General features: G+C 72.5%; 13 protein-coding genes and 1 pseudogene. 6 read left to right on the top strand and 8 right to left on the bottom strand.

Going from position 1 to position 15,420, the window contains the following annotated elements:
- Positions 1-369: 369 nt before the first annotated feature.
- On the bottom strand, positions 370-1,194 hold the full coding sequence (locus ABH937_RS34190) for an MMPL family transporter (RefSeq protein ID WP_370220493.1): 825 nt from the start codon (positions 1,192-1,194) through the stop codon (positions 370-372).
- Between ABH937_RS34190 and ABH937_RS34185 the strand changes: the two are divergent.
- From ABH937_RS34185 to ABH937_RS34175, 3 genes and pseudogenes are all read left to right on the top strand, one after another.
- Positions 1,193-1,693: pseudogene (locus ABH937_RS34185) on the top strand (LuxR C-terminal-related transcriptional regulator); the annotation flags it as partial. The gene ABH937_RS34190 and the pseudogene ABH937_RS34185 sit on opposite strands and share 2 nt — an antisense overlap.
- A 225-nt stretch (positions 1,694-1,918) precedes the next feature.
- Positions 1,919-2,113 carry a hypothetical protein gene (locus ABH937_RS34180; RefSeq protein ID WP_280691810.1) on the top strand — a complete coding sequence of 65 codons (195 nt, stop codon included), beginning with the start codon at positions 1,919-1,921 and terminating at the stop codon, positions 2,111-2,113.
- 322 nt (positions 2,114-2,435) lie between these two features.
- On the top strand, positions 2,436-3,173 hold the full coding sequence (locus ABH937_RS34175) for a class I SAM-dependent methyltransferase (protein ID WP_370220492.1): 738 nt from the start codon (positions 2,436-2,438) through the stop codon (positions 3,171-3,173).
- 63 nt (positions 3,174-3,236) lie between these two features.
- On the opposite strand, the gene ABH937_RS34170 is transcribed toward ABH937_RS34175, so the two are convergent.
- Positions 3,237-3,422: an ATP-binding protein gene (locus tag ABH937_RS34170; protein ID WP_370220491.1), complete on the bottom strand. Its 186-nt coding sequence runs from the start codon at positions 3,420-3,422 to the stop codon at positions 3,237-3,239.
- A 470-nt stretch (positions 3,423-3,892) separates the two neighbouring features.
- On the opposite strand from ABH937_RS34170, the gene ABH937_RS34165 reads away from it, so the two are divergent.
- A complete protein-coding gene (locus ABH937_RS34165) occupies positions 3,893-4,981 on the top strand; it encodes an alpha/beta fold hydrolase (RefSeq protein WP_370220490.1) in 1,089 nt (362 codons plus the stop codon).
- On the opposite strand, the gene ABH937_RS34160 is transcribed toward ABH937_RS34165, so the two are convergent.
- The 6 genes from ABH937_RS34160 to ABH937_RS34135 form a co-directional block, all read right to left on the bottom strand.
- The gene (locus tag ABH937_RS34160; protein ID WP_370220489.1) at positions 4,971-6,281 is read right to left on the bottom strand and encodes an NAD(P)/FAD-dependent oxidoreductase; all 1,311 of its coding nucleotides are present in this window, start codon (positions 6,279-6,281) and stop codon (positions 4,971-4,973) included. The genes ABH937_RS34165 and ABH937_RS34160 overlap by 11 nt on opposite strands.
- On the bottom strand, positions 6,278-7,069 hold the full coding sequence (locus tag ABH937_RS34155; RefSeq protein WP_280691815.1) for an ABC transporter ATP-binding protein: 792 nt from the start codon (positions 7,067-7,069) through the stop codon (positions 6,278-6,280). Before ABH937_RS34155 ends, ABH937_RS34160 begins: the two co-directional genes overlap by 4 nt.
- Entirely contained in the window at positions 7,066-8,916 is a 1,851-nt protein-coding gene (locus ABH937_RS34150) for a dipeptide/oligopeptide/nickel ABC transporter permease/ATP-binding protein (RefSeq protein ID WP_370220488.1), read from the bottom strand. The genes ABH937_RS34155 and ABH937_RS34150 overlap by 4 nt, the downstream gene beginning before the upstream one ends.
- Before the next feature lie 7 nt (positions 8,917-8,923).
- Positions 8,924-9,892: an ABC transporter permease gene (locus tag ABH937_RS34145; protein WP_370220487.1), complete on the bottom strand. Its 969-nt coding sequence runs from the start codon at positions 9,890-9,892 to the stop codon at positions 8,924-8,926.
- Between the two features lie 13 nt (positions 9,893-9,905).
- Positions 9,906-11,489: an ABC transporter substrate-binding protein gene (locus tag ABH937_RS34140; protein WP_370220486.1), complete on the bottom strand. Its 1,584-nt coding sequence runs from the start codon at positions 11,487-11,489 to the stop codon at positions 9,906-9,908.
- Between the two features lie 87 nt (positions 11,490-11,576).
- Positions 11,577-12,611, bottom strand: a complete 1,035-nt coding sequence (locus ABH937_RS34135) for a ketoacyl-ACP synthase III (protein WP_280691819.1) — start codon at positions 12,609-12,611, stop codon at positions 11,577-11,579.
- A 353-nt stretch (positions 12,612-12,964) separates the two neighbouring features.
- On the opposite strand from ABH937_RS34135, the gene ABH937_RS34130 reads away from it, so the two are divergent.
- Both ABH937_RS34130 and ABH937_RS34125 read left to right on the top strand, forming a co-directional pair.
- A complete protein-coding gene (locus tag ABH937_RS34130; RefSeq protein ID WP_280691820.1) occupies positions 12,965-14,671 on the top strand; it encodes a DUF885 domain-containing protein in 1,707 nt (568 codons plus the stop codon).
- 291 nt (positions 14,672-14,962) lie between these two features.
- Entirely contained in the window at positions 14,963-15,298 is a 336-nt protein-coding gene (locus tag ABH937_RS34125) for a DUF5132 domain-containing protein (RefSeq protein ID WP_280691821.1), read from the top strand.
- Positions 15,299-15,420: the final 122 nt, after the last annotated feature.

The following is a 15,420-nucleotide window of genomic DNA, read 5'->3' as shown; positions in this document are numbered from 1 at the left end:
CTCCGACGCGAACGCCTCCAGGTCCTCCCGGACCTCGGCCATCTCCCCAGGTGTCACACCTCAACAACGCACCACCCGACACAAAGACACGCCACCATCGAGTCGACCTGACCAAGCCCTACTAGGCGCACCACGCTGTCGGGCGCCCTCGTGAGCTGCTGCACAAGAGCGCACGCCTGCGGCGCCGATTCCTGCGGGAAGAGCCCTGGGATCCCTGTCCCGTCAGCGGGCCGGGTACGCGCGATTCATGAGGTGCGCACGCGGAGGAACGCCCCGTTGGGCCGGCACGTGTTGTCGGTCGCTCACGAGTGGCGCACAGCCCGCTCCTGACGGATGGTCAGGAGCGGGCTGTGTGGTTCCCCGGGGGTGTCAGCGGTCGGTGGTGGTGATCCAGTAGGGGTCGGGGTCCGCGCCCGGGGACGGGTGCGCGGCGTACTCCCGGTGCGGCGCCTGCTCCCGTGCCGGGGGGCGGGCTGCCGGTCGGCCCGAGCGGACCGGCCACCAGAGGCTCCGGCCGAGCAGGGCCGCCAGCGAGGGCACCAGCACGATCGAGAGCAGGAAGGCGGAGAGCAGGATGCCCAGCGCCATCGCGAAGCCGACCTGCTGGGTCGACGACGACGGGGTGACCGCGAGGGTGCCGAAGGAGCCGGCCAGCACCACGCCCGCCGTCGCGATGGCCGGCGCGGTGTGCCGCACGGCCCGGGCCACCGCGGTCCGGGCCGGCACCGGCTGCTCCATCTCCTCGCGGATCCGGTCGCTGATCAGGATGTTGTAGTCGGTGCCGAGGGCGACCACGAAGAGGAACAGCACCAGCGGCAGGGTGAAGTCGACGCCCGGCCGGTGCATCGCGTGCTGGAAGAGCAGGGCGGCGGAGCCGAGGGTGGCCGCGAAGCCGAGGCCGACCGAGATCATCAGGATCAGCGGTGCCAGCAGGCTGCGCAGCAGCATGAACGGGATCAGCGCGATCAGCACGGCCGCCACCGGGAAGACCAGTTTCAGGTCGTGGTCTACGGCGGCGGAGACGTCGGCGAAGATCGCCGGGGTGCCGCCCACGTGCGCCACCAGCCCGGCCGGCGTCGCCTTGGCCACCGCCGCGCGCAGCGGGCCGGAGACCAGCTCACGGGCTTGCGAGGACTGCGAGTCGGCGGTCAGGAAGACGTCGATCCGGGCCGCCTGCCCGCTCTGGCTCAGCACCGGCCAACTGCCCGGCTGCCGCGTGCTGGCGCTGAGCACGTTCGACCTGGACGAGTACGTGGTCGCCGCCCTGCGCGCGGGTGCCTACGGGTTCCTGCCCAAGGACGTCTCACCGGAGGAGCTGCTCGCCGCGGTGCGCACCGTGCACACCGGTGAGGCCGCCGTGGCGCCGCGCCTGCTCACCCGGCTGATCTCCACCTACGTCACCGCGCCGCACCGCACCCGACCGCCGGCCCCGGTAGCGGGCACGGGCGCCGGACCGGGCGAGCTGACGCCCCGCGAGGTCGAGGTGTGGCGCCTGCTCGCCACCGGACTGGACAATGCCGAGATCGCGCGGGCGCTGGAGCTCAGCGTCTCCACGGTGAAGAACTACATCACCAGCATCTTCGGCAAGCTGAGCGTCCGAGACCGCGCCCAGGCGGTGATCGCCGCCTACGAGTCCGGCCTGGTCGCGGCCCGCCCGGCGGCCACGGCGGCTCCGACGGCTTCGGCGAACTGACGCCGGCCGCCGCGGGAACGGTGTGCCTGCCGAGAATGCCATCCATGTAGCTCAGAGCCTGCTTGGTGGCTGCGGCAGGATGATCACTCATGCTGCTTCGCCTGGCACTGCGGGTGCCGATAAATCATCCGGCCAGGTGGGGGCTTTGATCACTGGCCTCTGGCCGTACTGGTTGCTCGCCCGCTGTCTTCCTCTGGACACGGCACGGCGGCATCATGATCCGTCGTGCTGCTGCGCCTGGCCTACCTCGCCGTGACCAACACCTTCACGCTTCTACGGCTGCTGCCGATGAGCGAGCGGGACAAGGACATCGAGATCCTCGCGCTGCGCCACCAATTGCTGGTCCTGCAGCGCCAGGCATACACCCGTACCGACCGGCCACCCGGCCTGATCAACTCCACGCTCAGCAGTGCGAACTGAGGGAACAAGACGGCCAGAAGGTCAGCGACGGACACCCATCATGATCGACAACTTTCAAGATCCACGGGCGGCTTCCACGGAACTCGCGCCAGAGCCTAGGACGTCTGGGTGGGCGGACAGTTCGTGGTCCATGTGGGCGGACAGCTCATCTCCCTGGGCGGTGTGATCAATCGTCACCCGAGAGGGCCAGTGGGGTTCGGTCCGGCCGGGTGCTGGAGCGTGGCTTCCCCAACTGTCACGGCTCTGTCTCAAGCCCGGCCCGCTTGTCACAGCTCCGTCCCGAACCCAGGACGCCGGGGCAAGGCATGCCAGGGTGAACCGCATGCCTAGTACCACTTCTGAGAGTCCTGCCGGGCCGGAAAGCCGGGCCGTGGCCAACGACTACGACAGCTTCGCCCAGGCCTATGAGACCGGCACCGAGGCGAACCTCATCAACGGCTACTACGCCCGGCCCGCGATCCTGGACCTGGCCGGGGACGTGACCGGGCGGCGGGTCCTCGACGTCGGCTGCGGATCCGGCCCCCTGTTCGCGTCGCTGCGCGACCGGGGCGCGATCGTGACCGGCTTCGACTCCAGCGCCAGGATGCTGGAACTGGCCAGCAAGAGGCTCGGCCCCGATGCCGCCCTGCACCTCGCGGATCTGGGCGACCCACTGCCGCTCCCCGACGGTGCCTTCGATGACGTTGTCGCGTCCCTGGTGCTCCACTACCTCGAGGACTGGACGGCACCGCTGGCCGAGTTGCGGCGCGTGTTGAAGCCCGGCGGCCGGCTGATCGTTTCCGTCAACCATCCCTCGGCCTTCAAGATCATCAACCCGGCCGAGGACTACTTCGCGACCGTCCAGTGGTCCTACGACTGCGACTTCGCCGGCCAGAAAGTCGTCCTGACGAACTGGCACCGGCCGCTGCACGCCATGACGGACGCGTTCACCGCCGCCGGCTTCCGGATCGCCGTCATCAGCGAACCGCCCGCTGCACCAGGTGCCGAGGAGCTGTTCCCCGAGATCGCGGCCAGGCCGAGGTTCCTGTGCTTCCTGTTCTTCGTCCTCGAGGCCGTCTGACCAGTGAGTGAGCTGGAGTGACGGCCCGTTCGAGTAGCCCCGCGCCCGCCTGTGAAGGCGTGGTCACGTCGCCAGCGGGACGACGCCTTGTCCGTTGGTGGCCTGCTGCAGGCGGCGGCTGGTGCCCTCGGTCAGCACGATGTGCGAGTGGTGCAGGAGCCGGTCGACCGCCGCGGTGGCGATGGTCTTGGGCATGATCGTGTCGAAGCCGGCGGGGTGGATGTTGCTGACTCGCGCCGCGACGGTCACGGTGGGCGTACTCCTGACAGTTGCCAACCACACGGGCGTCGCGCACGCCGACGGCCAAGGAGCGCATTACGGCACGACGGTCTGCGGAAGCGCGGGCTGCGATCTCTCAGCGGTCCAGATGGGTGCGATCCCTTCCGTGCCCGGGACGACTCGCCCGGCTCAGGCTGCCGCGAACCCTGCTGGTGGTGGGCCGTAGCCGACCTGCGTGAGTGTGCCGGAGTCGGACGTGCTCACGCTCGGGGACGGTCACCAGGAGGGGGGACTTGTGCCACCGTCCATCCTGGAGTGCGCTTCTGCGGTGCTGGATCTCGACGGCCCTTGAATGTTCGCGGCGCGGCCTTCTGGAGGGCCGATGGCTCTGCTGATGCGCTGCGTCTCGCGGAGTCGTGGCGCGCGAGCCCGCGTTCGGAGGTACAGATGAGTGGAAGGCATGGGTGGCGGTAGGTTTCGAGTGCTGCGCTGGAGGGCCGATGCGCCGGGACGGACGGGTGGCGAACTTCCTGCTCGCGCTGCTGAGCCGTGACTGGGCGGGAGTGCCGGTCGCACTGGCGGTGGCAGGGGTGGGCGGCGGTCTCGTCGGGTTCGGCTCGGACTGGGTGGTGGTGCTCGGTGGTCTGCTGGTGACTGTCGGTGTGGTGCTGCTGGCCGGGGCTGTTCGGCACCTGGTGCTGGTGACCCGTCGCGCGGAGGCTGAGCGGCCGCCGGGACGGCTGGTCGACGTGGGCGGCCACCGGATCCACGTCCTCGCCGAGGGGGACGCCGGGGGCGGGCTGACGGTGGTCTGGATGCCGGGTGGACACGCGCCCGGAGAGGAGTTCGGGCAGCTGCACGCGATGCTGGCGGCCTCGACCCGCTCGGTGCTGGTCGACCGGTTCGGCACGGCTTGGAGCGATGTCGGGCCTTTCCCCAGGACGACGGCGGCCGAGGCGCAGGAGCTGCTGGCGGCGCTGGAGGGGGCGGGGGAACGGCCCCCTTATGTGCTCGTAGGCCACTCCCTCGGCGGGCTGCTGGTCGCGAACGCAGCCAGACGGCGGCCCGACCTGGTGGCGGGAGTCGTGCTGCTGGATCCGACGCCCCTGGAGGTCATCGCGTTCGCGCCGCCCAACCCGATGGTCGCGGGCATGCGCGGGGCGCTCCTGCTGACGGCGCTGCGGCACCTGTTCGGCATTCACCGGAGCCGTGGCCGTGGCAGCCGGACCGGCCAGTACTGCGCGGCCGCGTCGATCTTCACGGAGCTCTCGCCTGCCGGCCTGGCGGGAGTGGGCTGGGAGACCGTGGTCTATGACGGGGACCTCGGCGACCTGCCACTGGTGCTGGTCATACCCCGTGACCTCACGGGTGGCGAGACGGTGCTGGCCGCCGCCCGGGACGCGGCCGAGGCCGAGCGGATCGGCCGCTTCTACCTCGGGGCCCGGACCCGCTACCTCGCGGCGTCGACCGCGTCCCGGGTGGTGTACACGCCGGCGGGCACCGGCCACGACTTCCCGACCGAGGCGCCCGGGTTCGTGGTCGGGGTGGTCGCGGACCTGGTGCGGGAGCTGCGCACGTTCAGCCCATGACCGTGCGGGCGGAGCCGGGCCGGGCCGGGCGCCGGCGGGAGAAGGCGCCCAGGTCCACGACGTTGCCGGTGTGCTCGCAGCGGTAGCGGACCGGGTCGCCGTCGTGGTCGTGGCCGGCCTCGACCAGGTCGACCAGGGTGGCGAGGAAGCGGCCCACCAGCGGGGCGTTCTTGAACTGGTTGCCGCTCGTGCCCATGGCGACGTAGTAGCCGCCGAGGGCGGTGCGGTCGTAGATCGGGGTCCAGTCGTCGGCGACGTCGTACACGCCCGCGACGCCGACGGGCCGGTTCGGGATGCCGATCTCCGGGAAGCGGCGGGCTGCCCGGGTGACCTGGGTCCGGAAGCGGTGGGCGGTGGGGCGGGGGTCGGCTTCGTCCGGGTCGTCGATCCACTCCGGCAGGTCGCAGGGTGGCTCGGTGCCGCCGACCAGGAGGTGGCCGCTGGAGGCCGCTCGCAGATAGGTGCCGAGGTCGAGGTCGGCGACGACGGGGCCGAGACCGGGACCGGCGGTGTGGCCGCTCGGTGCGACGATCTGGTGGACCTCCTCGCGCAGCGGGCGCACGCCGATCGTGAAATCGTCGCCGACGCCGGACAGCCGGTTGAGGCCCCCCGACCACGGGCCGGCGGCGTTGACCACCACCGGGGTGGCGATTCGCGTTCCGTCGGCCAGCCGGATGCCCGCCACCCGGTCCGCGTGCCGGTCGACGGCCACCACGGTGTGGTGGAACAGGAAGCTCGCGCCCAGCTCACCCGCCGCGTCGGCGAGGTTCTGGGCGGCGAGCTGCGGGTCGTCGACGAACCCGGCGTCCGGGGTGAAGAGGGCGCCGAGCTCGCCGGTCGGTGCGTCGAAGAAGGCGTCGTCGTCCACCGGCTTCGGCGGCCAGTACCGCCCGGTGTCGATCCCGGGGAGGCGCCGGCACAGCGTAGGGGCGTCCCACCGTTCGTACTGGACGCCGGCGCGGTCGAACAGGGCGGTGACCCCGGACGGTGTGACGGCGGGGGAGTCGAGCAGCACCGCGCCGGTGCGGTGGAAGGCCGCGAGCGGGCGGCGGCCGGTGAGCCGCAGGTGGTCGGGCCAGGACGTCCAGAGGTGTTGGGCCTCCCAGGCCGTGGCCACGCCGTCGAAGGTGGAGTAGTTGAACCGGATGATCGCACTGGAGGCGCTGGTGGAGCCGTGGCCGGCGGCGCCTGCCTTGTCCACGACGACCACCTGCCGCCCGGTGCGGGCGAGTTCGAGGGCGATGGCGGCGCCGATCACCCCGGCTCCGACGACGACCGCGTCCGGTCGGTTGGTGCTCATGACGGCCCCTCATCGGGCAGGGAGGTACGCAGGCTGGGCACGGAGGCGAGCAGCGTTCGGGTGTAGGGGTGCCGTGGGTCGCGCAGCAGGGCCTCGGTGGGGGCGGTCTCGACGATCCGACCGTGCCGCATGACCGCCACCGCGTCGGAGACGTAGCAGACCGCCGGCAGGTTGTGGCCGATGAAGAGCATGGACAGGCCGAGCCGCCGCTGGAGGTCGCGGATCGTGTTGAGGACGGCGGCCTGCACCGAGACGTCGAGCGCCGAGGTGATCTCGTCGGCGATCAGCAGTCCGGGCTCGACGGCCAGGGCACGGGCGACGGCGACCCGCTGGCGCTGGCCGCCGGACAGGTGCCGAGGCAGGCGGTCCGCGAACCGATGGTTCAGGCCGACGAGTTCGAGCAGGGCGGTGACCCGCTCGGCACGGGCCCGCCGGTCGAGCCGGTGGAAAACGGTCGCCGCTTCGCCGAGCGTCTGGTGGACGGTCATCCGGGGATCCAGCGCGGTGTCCGGGTCCTGGAGGACGATCTGGACCAGGCGGCCGAGCCGGCGCCGGTCGCCGACGGTGCGGGCCCGGACCTCCCGGCCGTCGAGCAGGACCCGACCCCCGTGCACGGGGGTGAGGCCGACGATCGCGCGGGCCAGGCTCGACTTCCCGGAGCCGGACTCGCCCACGAGCCCGAGCGTGGTGCCGGGCGGGATCTCCAGCGAGACGCCGTCCACGGCGGCGACGGGGCCGCGCGGGCCGTGGTGGCGGACGGTGAGGTCGGTGAGCTGAAGGGCGGTCATGACGCGACCACCTCCGCCGCCACCGGGTTCCAGCAAGCCACCCGGTGGACCGCGTCGAGGTCCTCCAGCGGCGGGGCCTGCTCGGCGCAGTGCTCCCGGCGGCGCGGGCAGCGGGACTCGAACGGGCAGCCCGGGGTGGGCGCGAGTGGCTCGGGCAGTGCGCCCTCCACGGTCGGCAGCGGCCGGTCGCGGTCAGCGGAGAGGTTCGGCACCGAGGCGACCAGGGCCCGGGTGTAGGGGTGCCGGGTGCCGGTCGAGAGCCGGTCGGCGGGCAGGGTCTCGACGATGGTCCCCGCGTACATCACCGCAACGCGGTCGCAGAACTCGCCCACCAGCGCGACGTCGTGGCTGATGAACAGGACGGCGGCGCAGGTGTCCCGCCGGATCTCGGACAGCAGCCTGGTGATCTGCCGCTGCACGGTGACGTCGAGTGCGGTGGTCGGCTCGTCGGCGATGATCAGGCTGGGCCGCACCATCAGCCCGGCGGCGATCATCACCCGCTGGCGCTGGCCGCCGGAGAGCTGGTGAGGGCGTGCCCGCAGCACCGCTGGAGGGAGGGCGACCCGGCGCAGGGCGTCGGAGGCATCCGTCAACGCCTGGGCGCGGCTCGTGCCGCGATGGGTGCGGACGGTCTCGGTGAGCTGGGTGGCGATGCGCAGCGACGGGTTGAGCGCCGAGGCCGGGTTCTGGAAGATCATCGCCAGGCCGGTCGCGAGGTGGCGTTCGTGCTCCTTCGGCGTCATGGCGGCGAGGTCGGCGCCGAGCAGGCGCAGGGTTCGCCGGGAGATCCGGGCCCGGTCCGGAAGCAGGTCGGCGATGGCGAGCACGGTGAGCGATTTGCCGGAGCCGGATTCGCCGACGAGTCCGACGATCTCACCGGGCCGCAGGGACAAGCTCACGCCGCGCACCGGTCGGACCACGCCGTCCGGGGTGGGGAGTTCGACGGTGAGGTCCTCGACCTGGAGTACGAGACCCTCCGTGGCGGGCCCGCTCGTGGCGATCGGCGCAGCAGGCGTACGGGGTGCCGGGCTGCGCCGGGCGACGCCGCCGGCCAGCACCTCGCCGAGCAGCTGGAACGCCACCGCCGCGTAGAGGACGGCCAGGCCGGGGGCGAGGGCGGGCAGCGGCTCGGCGTAGATGCGGTCGAGTCCCTGGTTGAGCAACTGCCCCCAGTCGTAGCCGGGCGGTTGGACGCCCAGGCCGAGGAAGCTCAGCCCGGCGAGCGCGACGAGCGCGGTGCCCGCGGCCGTGGTGGTGCTCAGCAGCAGGGGTTCGGCGATGTTGGGCAGGACGTGCCGCCACAGCAGCCGGTGCCGGCGCAGGCCGAGGACCCGGGCCGAGGCCAGGTGGTCGGTGCCCGCGACGGCTGCGGCGAGCGTCTGGGCGAGCCGGGCGAAACCGGGTACCCCCGCGACGGCGAGGGCGAGCATCGCCCCGTCGGCGCCCGCGCCGAACACGACCGCGAGGAACATCGCGACCAGCAGTGCGGGGAAGGCGAGCAGGAGGTTGATCAGCCCGGCGAGCAGCCGGCGGGCGCGGCGGCCGACCACGGCGGTGGACGCGCCGAGGAGGATGCCCCCGGTCGCGCCGAGCAGGACCGCAGCCAGCGCGAGCAACAGGGAGGGCCGGGTGGCCGTCAGGACGCGGTCGAGCACGTCCCGTCCGAGGTTGTCGGTGCCGAACGGGTGTGCTGCGGACGGGCCTTGCAGCACCGCGGCGGGGTCGGGCCGGTCGGCCGCCGCGCCCCAGAGGAGCGGGCCGGCCAGCGCGAGCACGACCAGGGACGCCAGCATGGCCGCCGTGACCCAGGCCATCGGCGAGCGCGGGCACCTGAGGGGAAGGGACATCGGATCCTCAGCTCTCCCTGATCGCCGAGCGCGGGTCCAGCAGAGCCAGCAGCATGTCGACCAGGAGGCCGGCGAGCAGGACGGTCGTGCCCAGGATCAGCACCATCGCCTGGACCACCGGGTAGTCCTGGGTGACCACCGACTGCGCCAGTGCCGAGCCGATGCCGGGCCAGGCGAACACCTTCTCGACCAGCACCGTGCCGGCGATCAAGGCGGGCAGCAGGCTTCCGGCGACCGTGAGCGCGGCGGTCGCCATGTTCGGCGCCGCGTGCAGCAGGTAGCGGCGGGCGGGGGACAGCCGTTTGCTCCGGGCAGTGCGCAGGTAGTCCTCGGACAGCACCTTCAGCGCCTCCACCCGGACGATGCGCACCAGGACGGCCGTGGGCGCGAGGCAGAGCGCGAGGACCGGCAGGACGAAGGACTCGGCTCCTGCCGAGCCGGCCACCGGGAACAGTTGGAGGCCGACGGCCAGGAACGCGGTGAGCCCGGCGGCCAGGACGAAGTCCGGCACTCCGGCCAGCCCGGCGGTCAGTACCGTGAACGCCAGTTCGCTGCGCGGGTGGCGGCCGTCGCGGGTGCGGACGGCGGCGAGCAGTCCGCAGGGCAGGGCGACGGCGAGGGTGACGAGGAAGGCCAGGCCGGCGATCTCCAGGGTGGCCGGCAGCCGGGTGCGGACCAGCTCGGCGACCGGGGTCCCGGTGACCAGCGAGGTGCCGAGATCGCCGTGCGCGAGGCCGCTCAGGTAGTCCCGGTACTGGGACAGGAACGGCGCGTCGAGCCCGAGTTGGTGTCGGCGCGCGGCCACCAGGGCGGGGGCGGCGTCGACGCCGAGCGCGGCGCGGACCGGGTCGCCGGGGACGAGGCGGATCATCGCGAACGACGCGGTGAGCACGACCCCGAGGGAGAGGAGCAGCCGGGCCGTGCGGCGGGCGAGGAACGCCGTCCAGGGATTGCGCAGCAGATGGGGCAAGGACACGGTGGGCCCCCGGTCACTGGTGGAGGCGGATGCTGGTGGGGACGAGCCGGCCGCCGAAGGTGGTGGCGAAGGTGGTGCTCCGGCCGTACACGGTGCTCCGGCCGTCCGCGATCGGCAGGGCGTCGGCCGAGCGGAAGAGGGCGGCGGCGGCCCGGTTCCAGGTGCCGCAGCCCTCGGTGTCCGGCTCCCGGAGGGCCTCGGCGACCAGGGCGTCGTACTCGGGGTCGGCGACGCCCGCGAAGTTGAGGCCCTGGGCGGGGGTGGGGCCGGAGAAGAACGGGATGAAGCCGACCGGCAGGGCGAAGCCCGGCGAGGTGCCGACCACCACGTCGAAGTCGCCGGTCTGGTACATGGCGTTGACGAGCGCGGGCAGGCCCTCGGTGACCAGCTTGACGTCGGCGCCGAGCGCCGTCCAGGTCCGGGCCATCAGCTCGGCGGCGGGCGGCAGGGTCGGTCCGAGATCGGGGCTGGTGATCAGGCGCAGCCGCAGCGGTCGGCCGTCCTTGGTCAACCGGCCGCCCGGGTCGCGGGTCCAGCCGGCGGCGCGCAGGGCCTCGGCGGCGTCCTGCGCCGGCAGGTTCGCGGCCGCGAGGTCGGCGTGGCAGACGGCGCCCTCGGCGCCGAAGTCGGTGGCGGGCCGACCGGTGCCGCCGACGGCGACGTTGGCGAGGCCCTGCCGGTCGAGCGCGGACACCAGGGCCCGGCGCAGTGCCGGGTCGGCCAGCGGCCGGCCGGGGCGCTGGTTGAAGAAGGTCAGCCCGACGACGGTCGCCACGTCGGTGGTGGACAGGCCGTGGCCGGTGAGCCGGGCGCGGTCCGGCCCGTTCACGTATCCGATGTCGACGCCCCCGGTGAGCAGCAGGTTCGCGGTGGTGGACGCCTGGGGCACCACCGAGATGACGAGGCGGGCCGGCAGGCCGGGCTCCGCGGTGGTCGCGTCGGCCGGGCCCCAGGTGTAGCCCTCGCGGACGGTGAACTCGTACGGCCCGCCGGGGGAGTAGCGGCTCAGGACGTACGGGCCGGTGCCGTGGGTGGCGCGGTCGAGTGACCGGGGTCGGTCGAGGCCGGCGGGGCAGACGATCGGCAGCAGGCCGAGGGTGCGGGTGAGGAAGGGGAAGGGGGTGGCGGTGGCGGCGGACACGGTGCGGGTCCGGTCGTCGGCGGTCGCGGTGTAGGGGACGTCGGGCAGGACGGTCTGGGCGCCGGCGAGCTGGTTGGCCGGGTCGCCCGCGTACGTCAGCGCCCGGGCCACCGCCGAGGCGGTGAGGGGGGTGCCGTCGGAGCAGGTGATGCCGGGGCGGAGAGTGAAGGTGGCCGTGGTGGTGGTGGCCTGCCAGGAGGAGGCCAGACCGGAGACCACGGTGCCGTCGGGGGCGAGGTCGACCAGCGAGTCGTAGGCGTAGCGGGCCTGGGCAGCGCCGAAGGTCGAGTACGGGTCGAAGCTCGGCGTCTCACTGGCCGCGGCGATCCGGACGGTCCCGTGCTCGACGGGCGGAGTGCTCGTCGAGGACCGCGCGGTGCCCCCGCAGCCGGCCACCGCGGCGGCCGTGACGGTGGCGGCGAGCGCACGGGCGGTCGGCCGGGTGCGACGGAGCATGGGCGTCATGGTGCCACCGAGTTCTGCCAATGGCGAGTCAACTCGCTTGTGTGATAAGAGTGTTCGATTGTGACGGGGTGATCGTGGTCAGGCGTGCCGGAGGCAGAGAGTGCCCCACTGGAAGCCCGCTCCGATCCCGGACAGGACGTAGGTGTCGCCCGGTCGCAGGCCGCCCGCGGTGACGGTGGAGTGGAGCGCGGTGAACAGGCCGGCGGATCCGGTGTTGCCGAGCCGGTCGACGGTGACGGGGACGCGGTCCTGAGGGACGCCCATGGTCTTCACGGTTTCGGTGAGGAGGTTCAGGTTGGCCTGGTGCAGGAAGAAGTGCCGGATCTCGTCGAGCGGCACGCGGGCCTGCCGGGCGGCGCTGGTGATGCTCTCGGGCAGGCGGGTGGTGGCGGTGTTCCAGACGGAGCGGCCGTCCATGCGCAGGTAGTGGGCGCCGGTGGCCAGGGTGGCTGCGCTGGTGGGCAGCCGGGAGCCGCCGGCCGGGACCTGGACGTCGTAGGAGAGCTGGGAGCCCAGGTCGTAGGAGAGCAGGCCCGCGCCGGCGGTCTCGGAGCGGGTGAGCACGACGGCGGCTGCGGCGTCGCCGAAGAAGACGCCGGTGGTGCGGTCCGTGGGGTCGGTGATCCTGGAGGCGCAGTCGGCGGCGAGGACCAGGATGGTGGTGATGGAAGGGTTCTGGAGCAGGTGGGCGGCGATCAGCACGGCCTGGACACCGGAGGCGCAGGCCGCCTGGGTGACGTCCAGGGACAGGGCCCGGTGGGCGCCCAGGGCATCCTTGACGATCAGCGCGGTGGAGGGCAGGGGCTGGTCCCCGGTGTAGGTGGCGACGATCACCGCGTCCAACTGGGTGGGGGCGGTGCCCGCCGCCTCCAGGGCCTGGTGTGCGGCGTCGACGCACATGTCGGAGGTGGCCAGATCGGGGGCCAGGCGGCGCCGTTCACGGATGCCGGTGCGGCTGGTGATCCATGCGTCGCTGGTGTCGAGGGAGCGAGTCAGCTGCTCGTTGGTGACGACGGCCGGGGGCAGGTGCACGCCGGTCCCCGCGACGGCGAACGGGGCGGGCAACCCCGCGCCGGTTTGGTGGTGCAGGGGCTTGTCCTGGGTGACGGTCATGCGACGGTGCTCCGCTCGGGCGGGATCAGGACCTCCGGGGCGGTGCGGACGCGGCCGGAGGCGTCAGGGGTCACCGAGCACGCTACGTCGGGCGGTCCAGGTGATGAGGGCGCCGCAAACCCGGGAACCGGCTGCGGCACACGCACACCCGACCCTCCTGGCGCGCCGGCTGGGGACGAGTAGGCTCACCAGAACGTCCGTGCGCACGGTGACATCCCGGCGCTCCGGTTGATGCGGTGGCCTTCTGTACGGGTCGGGGGCGAAGCCCGTCGCCGCATCCGTTCGAGGGATACGGTGGCTGCTGTTTCGTGGACCGGGCGGGGCGGCCGGCCCGTCACCGGCACACTGGCCACATGAGCGCGAGGACGAACGAGCCGGGCGGGGCGACGAGCCATCTGGCGGACCGCTACTGGGAGTTCCTGCTGGAGCGCGATCCACTGCTGAGAGTCCGCCAAGGGCTCCCGGTCGAGACGCTCCCCGGAGCGTCGGCCGCCGAGGCCGAGGAACGGGCGCGGTTCGCCGAGGAGGTGCTGGCCCGGGTACGGGCGCTCGACGGTGCGGAGCTGTCCGGTACCGATGCCGACACCGCCGCGTTCCTCACGGGGTTGGCCGAGCAGGAGCTGCGGTCCCACCGCTGCTACTGGCTGACGCCCGCGGCCACGCCGTACCGGCTGTTCCCGCTGTCGCAGTACGTCGACGCGGTCCTGTGCCCGTTCCGCTTCGCCGAACGACCGGATATCGAGCGGTACTTGTCGCTGCTGCACGAGCTGGCCCGGGTGGTCGGTTCGATCGCCGACAAGGCGGCGGAGCAGGCTGTACGCGGTTTCCGGGTGCCAGCCCCGGCCCTGGCCGGGGCGCGCGCCACCGTCGTCGGCCTGCGGGCGTCCGTGGCGCGCCGGGTGGAGGTGGACGACGACCGGCTCGGCGGACTGGGCCGCGCCGACCGCGGACGGCTCCGCGACGGGGTGCATCGGCTGGTGGAGGCGGAGTTGACCCCTGCCTTCGACGTCCTGCTCGCCGTCCTCGACGACCCGGACTACCTGCGCGAAGCGCCGGGGGCCGTCGGCTGGGCACAGTACGCGGGCGGGGAGGAGGCGTACCGGGAGTTCGTCCGGATTCACAGTGGGGGCGACACGCCGCCCGAGCGGCTCCACGAGCTCGGCCGCGAGCAGTGCCGGGAACTCGCCGAGCGGATGCGGGAGGTCCGCACGGCCCTCGGATTTCCGGGCCCCGAGGGCGCGTTCCACGAGCGGCTGCGCACCGAGCCCCGTCTGTACGCCCGGACCCCCGAGGAGGTCGAGGCCCGCTACCGCGGCTACCTCGACCGGCTCGCCCCGCTGCTGCCGCGCTGGTTCGCGGTCCTCCCGGCCGCGCCGTACGGACTGGCGCGGCTGGATCCGGCACTGGAGGCGGGGATGACCTTCGGGTACTACGAGCAGCCGACTCCGGACGTCCCGGTCGGACGCTACCGCTACAACGGCTCGGACCTGGATCGGCGCTCGCTCCTGGGCTCGGCGTCCCTGATCCACCACGAGCTCGCGCCGGGGCACCACTTCCACCTCGCGCGGCAGGCGGAGAACCGCGCGCTGCCGCAACTGCGCCGCGAGGTGGCCGAGTTCGGCGCGTTCAACGAGGGCTGGGCCGAGTACGCGGCCGGCCTCGGCTGGGAGATGGGCCTCTACGACGATCCTTGGGACGCCTACGGGCGTCTCGCGCAGGAGCGGTTCACCGCACAGCGCCTCGTCGTCGACACCGGGCTCAACCTAGGGACGATGAACCTGGAGCAGGCCCGGGACTTCATGCGCGCCAACTCCACCGAGGCGGACGGCCAGATCGCCTCGGACCTGCTGCGCTATGCGACCGACCTGCCCGGGCAGGCGCTCTCCTACCGGGCGGGCTACCTGGAGTTCACCCGGCTGCGGGCCGACGCCGAGGCCCGCCTGGGCGTCGGCTTCGACGTACGGGACTTCCACGAGGCGGTGCTGGGAGGAGGCGGGCTGCCGTTCCCCGACCTGCGCGAGCGGGTGGTACGAGAATTCGGCAATCCCAATAAATCATAAAAGTCGGACGAGATGCCCACGTGATAAGTAGGCATGCGGCACTCCGTGTCACCGAGACCGTTCAAGAGCACTCGCATGAGTGAAAATCGCCGGAACTGTTTGGCCTCGATGCACATGGCTCGACTACGGTGGCGGAAGAGCGGGCGGTGGACCCCATCGATGAGGAATTCGGGCCGATGGCCGAATTGCGAATTCCGGAAATGGGTGCTTCCGTCCGCACGTTGTGCGCGCTCCGGAGTTCGCAGTACCGGGGTCCCCTGTCATGCGTCTGCGTAGAGAGGTTGGAGCATCATGCCGCCCGTAGTCCCGCCCTTCCTGATCGGCCTCATCGTCGCGCCACTGGCCAAGCGTCTCCTCAAGCCGCTGGTGCGCGGCGTCGTCAAGACGTCCGTCGGCATCGCCATGGAGGTGAAGAAGGCGGCCCAAGAGGCCGGAGAGAACATCCACGACCTCGCGGCCGAGGTGGCTGCCGACGTGGTGGCCGCGCAGATCGTCGCCGGCGACGGTCACCCGGTCGCCGAGAGTTCCACCCCGAACGGCGAGAAGGAGGGGACCGCCGACCGGGCCGAGGGCGAGGCGAGGACCCCGAAGATCCGCGCGACCGCAGGCGTCGGCAAGACGCACTAGCGTTCTGTCCTGCGGTCCGACCCACCGCCTGGGTGCATGTTTCGACCGATCTCGAAAGATGCGTCCAAGCGGCGGTCGGCCGCCTGTCAGCTGAATCGTTCTCCCGCCAGATATTCCACTCC

The sequence above is a fragment of the Kitasatospora sp. GAS1066B genome (assembly GCF_041262605.1).
In the GTDB taxonomy this organism is placed as follows: Bacteria; Actinomycetota; Actinomycetes; order Streptomycetales; family Streptomycetaceae; genus Kitasatospora.
The sequence above is the reverse complement of the archived record's forward strand: the minus strand, read 5'-3'. Positions and strand labels throughout refer to the sequence as shown.

Excerpts from the sequence above, each read along its gene's own strand:
- ABH937_RS34125 (WP_280691821.1), top strand. The coding sequence starts at position 14,963 with ATGCCGCCCGTAGTCCCGCCCTTCCTGATCGGCCTCATCGTCGCGCCA.
- ABH937_RS34150 (WP_370220488.1), bottom strand. The coding sequence starts at position 8,916 with ATGTCCCTTCCCCTCAGGTGCCCGCGCTCGCCGATGGCCTGGGTCACG.
- ABH937_RS34165 (WP_370220490.1), top strand. The coding sequence starts at position 3,893 with ATGCGCCGGGACGGACGGGTGGCGAACTTCCTGCTCGCGCTGCTGAGC.
- ABH937_RS34130 (WP_280691820.1), top strand. The coding sequence starts at position 12,965 with ATGAGCGCGAGGACGAACGAGCCGGGCGGGGCGACGAGCCATCTGGCG.
- ABH937_RS34140 (WP_370220486.1), bottom strand. The coding sequence starts at position 11,489 with ATGCTCCGTCGCACCCGGCCGACCGCCCGTGCGCTCGCCGCCACCGTC.
- ABH937_RS34155 (WP_280691815.1), bottom strand. The coding sequence starts at position 7,069 with ATGACCGCCCTTCAGCTCACCGACCTCACCGTCCGCCACCACGGCCCG.
- ABH937_RS34175 (WP_370220492.1), top strand. The coding sequence starts at position 2,436 with ATGCCTAGTACCACTTCTGAGAGTCCTGCCGGGCCGGAAAGCCGGGCC.
- ABH937_RS34160 (WP_370220489.1), bottom strand. The coding sequence starts at position 6,281 with ATGAGCACCAACCGACCGGACGCGGTCGTCGTCGGAGCCGGGGTGATC.
- ABH937_RS34135 (WP_280691819.1), bottom strand. The coding sequence starts at position 12,611 with ATGACCGTCACCCAGGACAAGCCCCTGCACCACCAAACCGGCGCGGGG.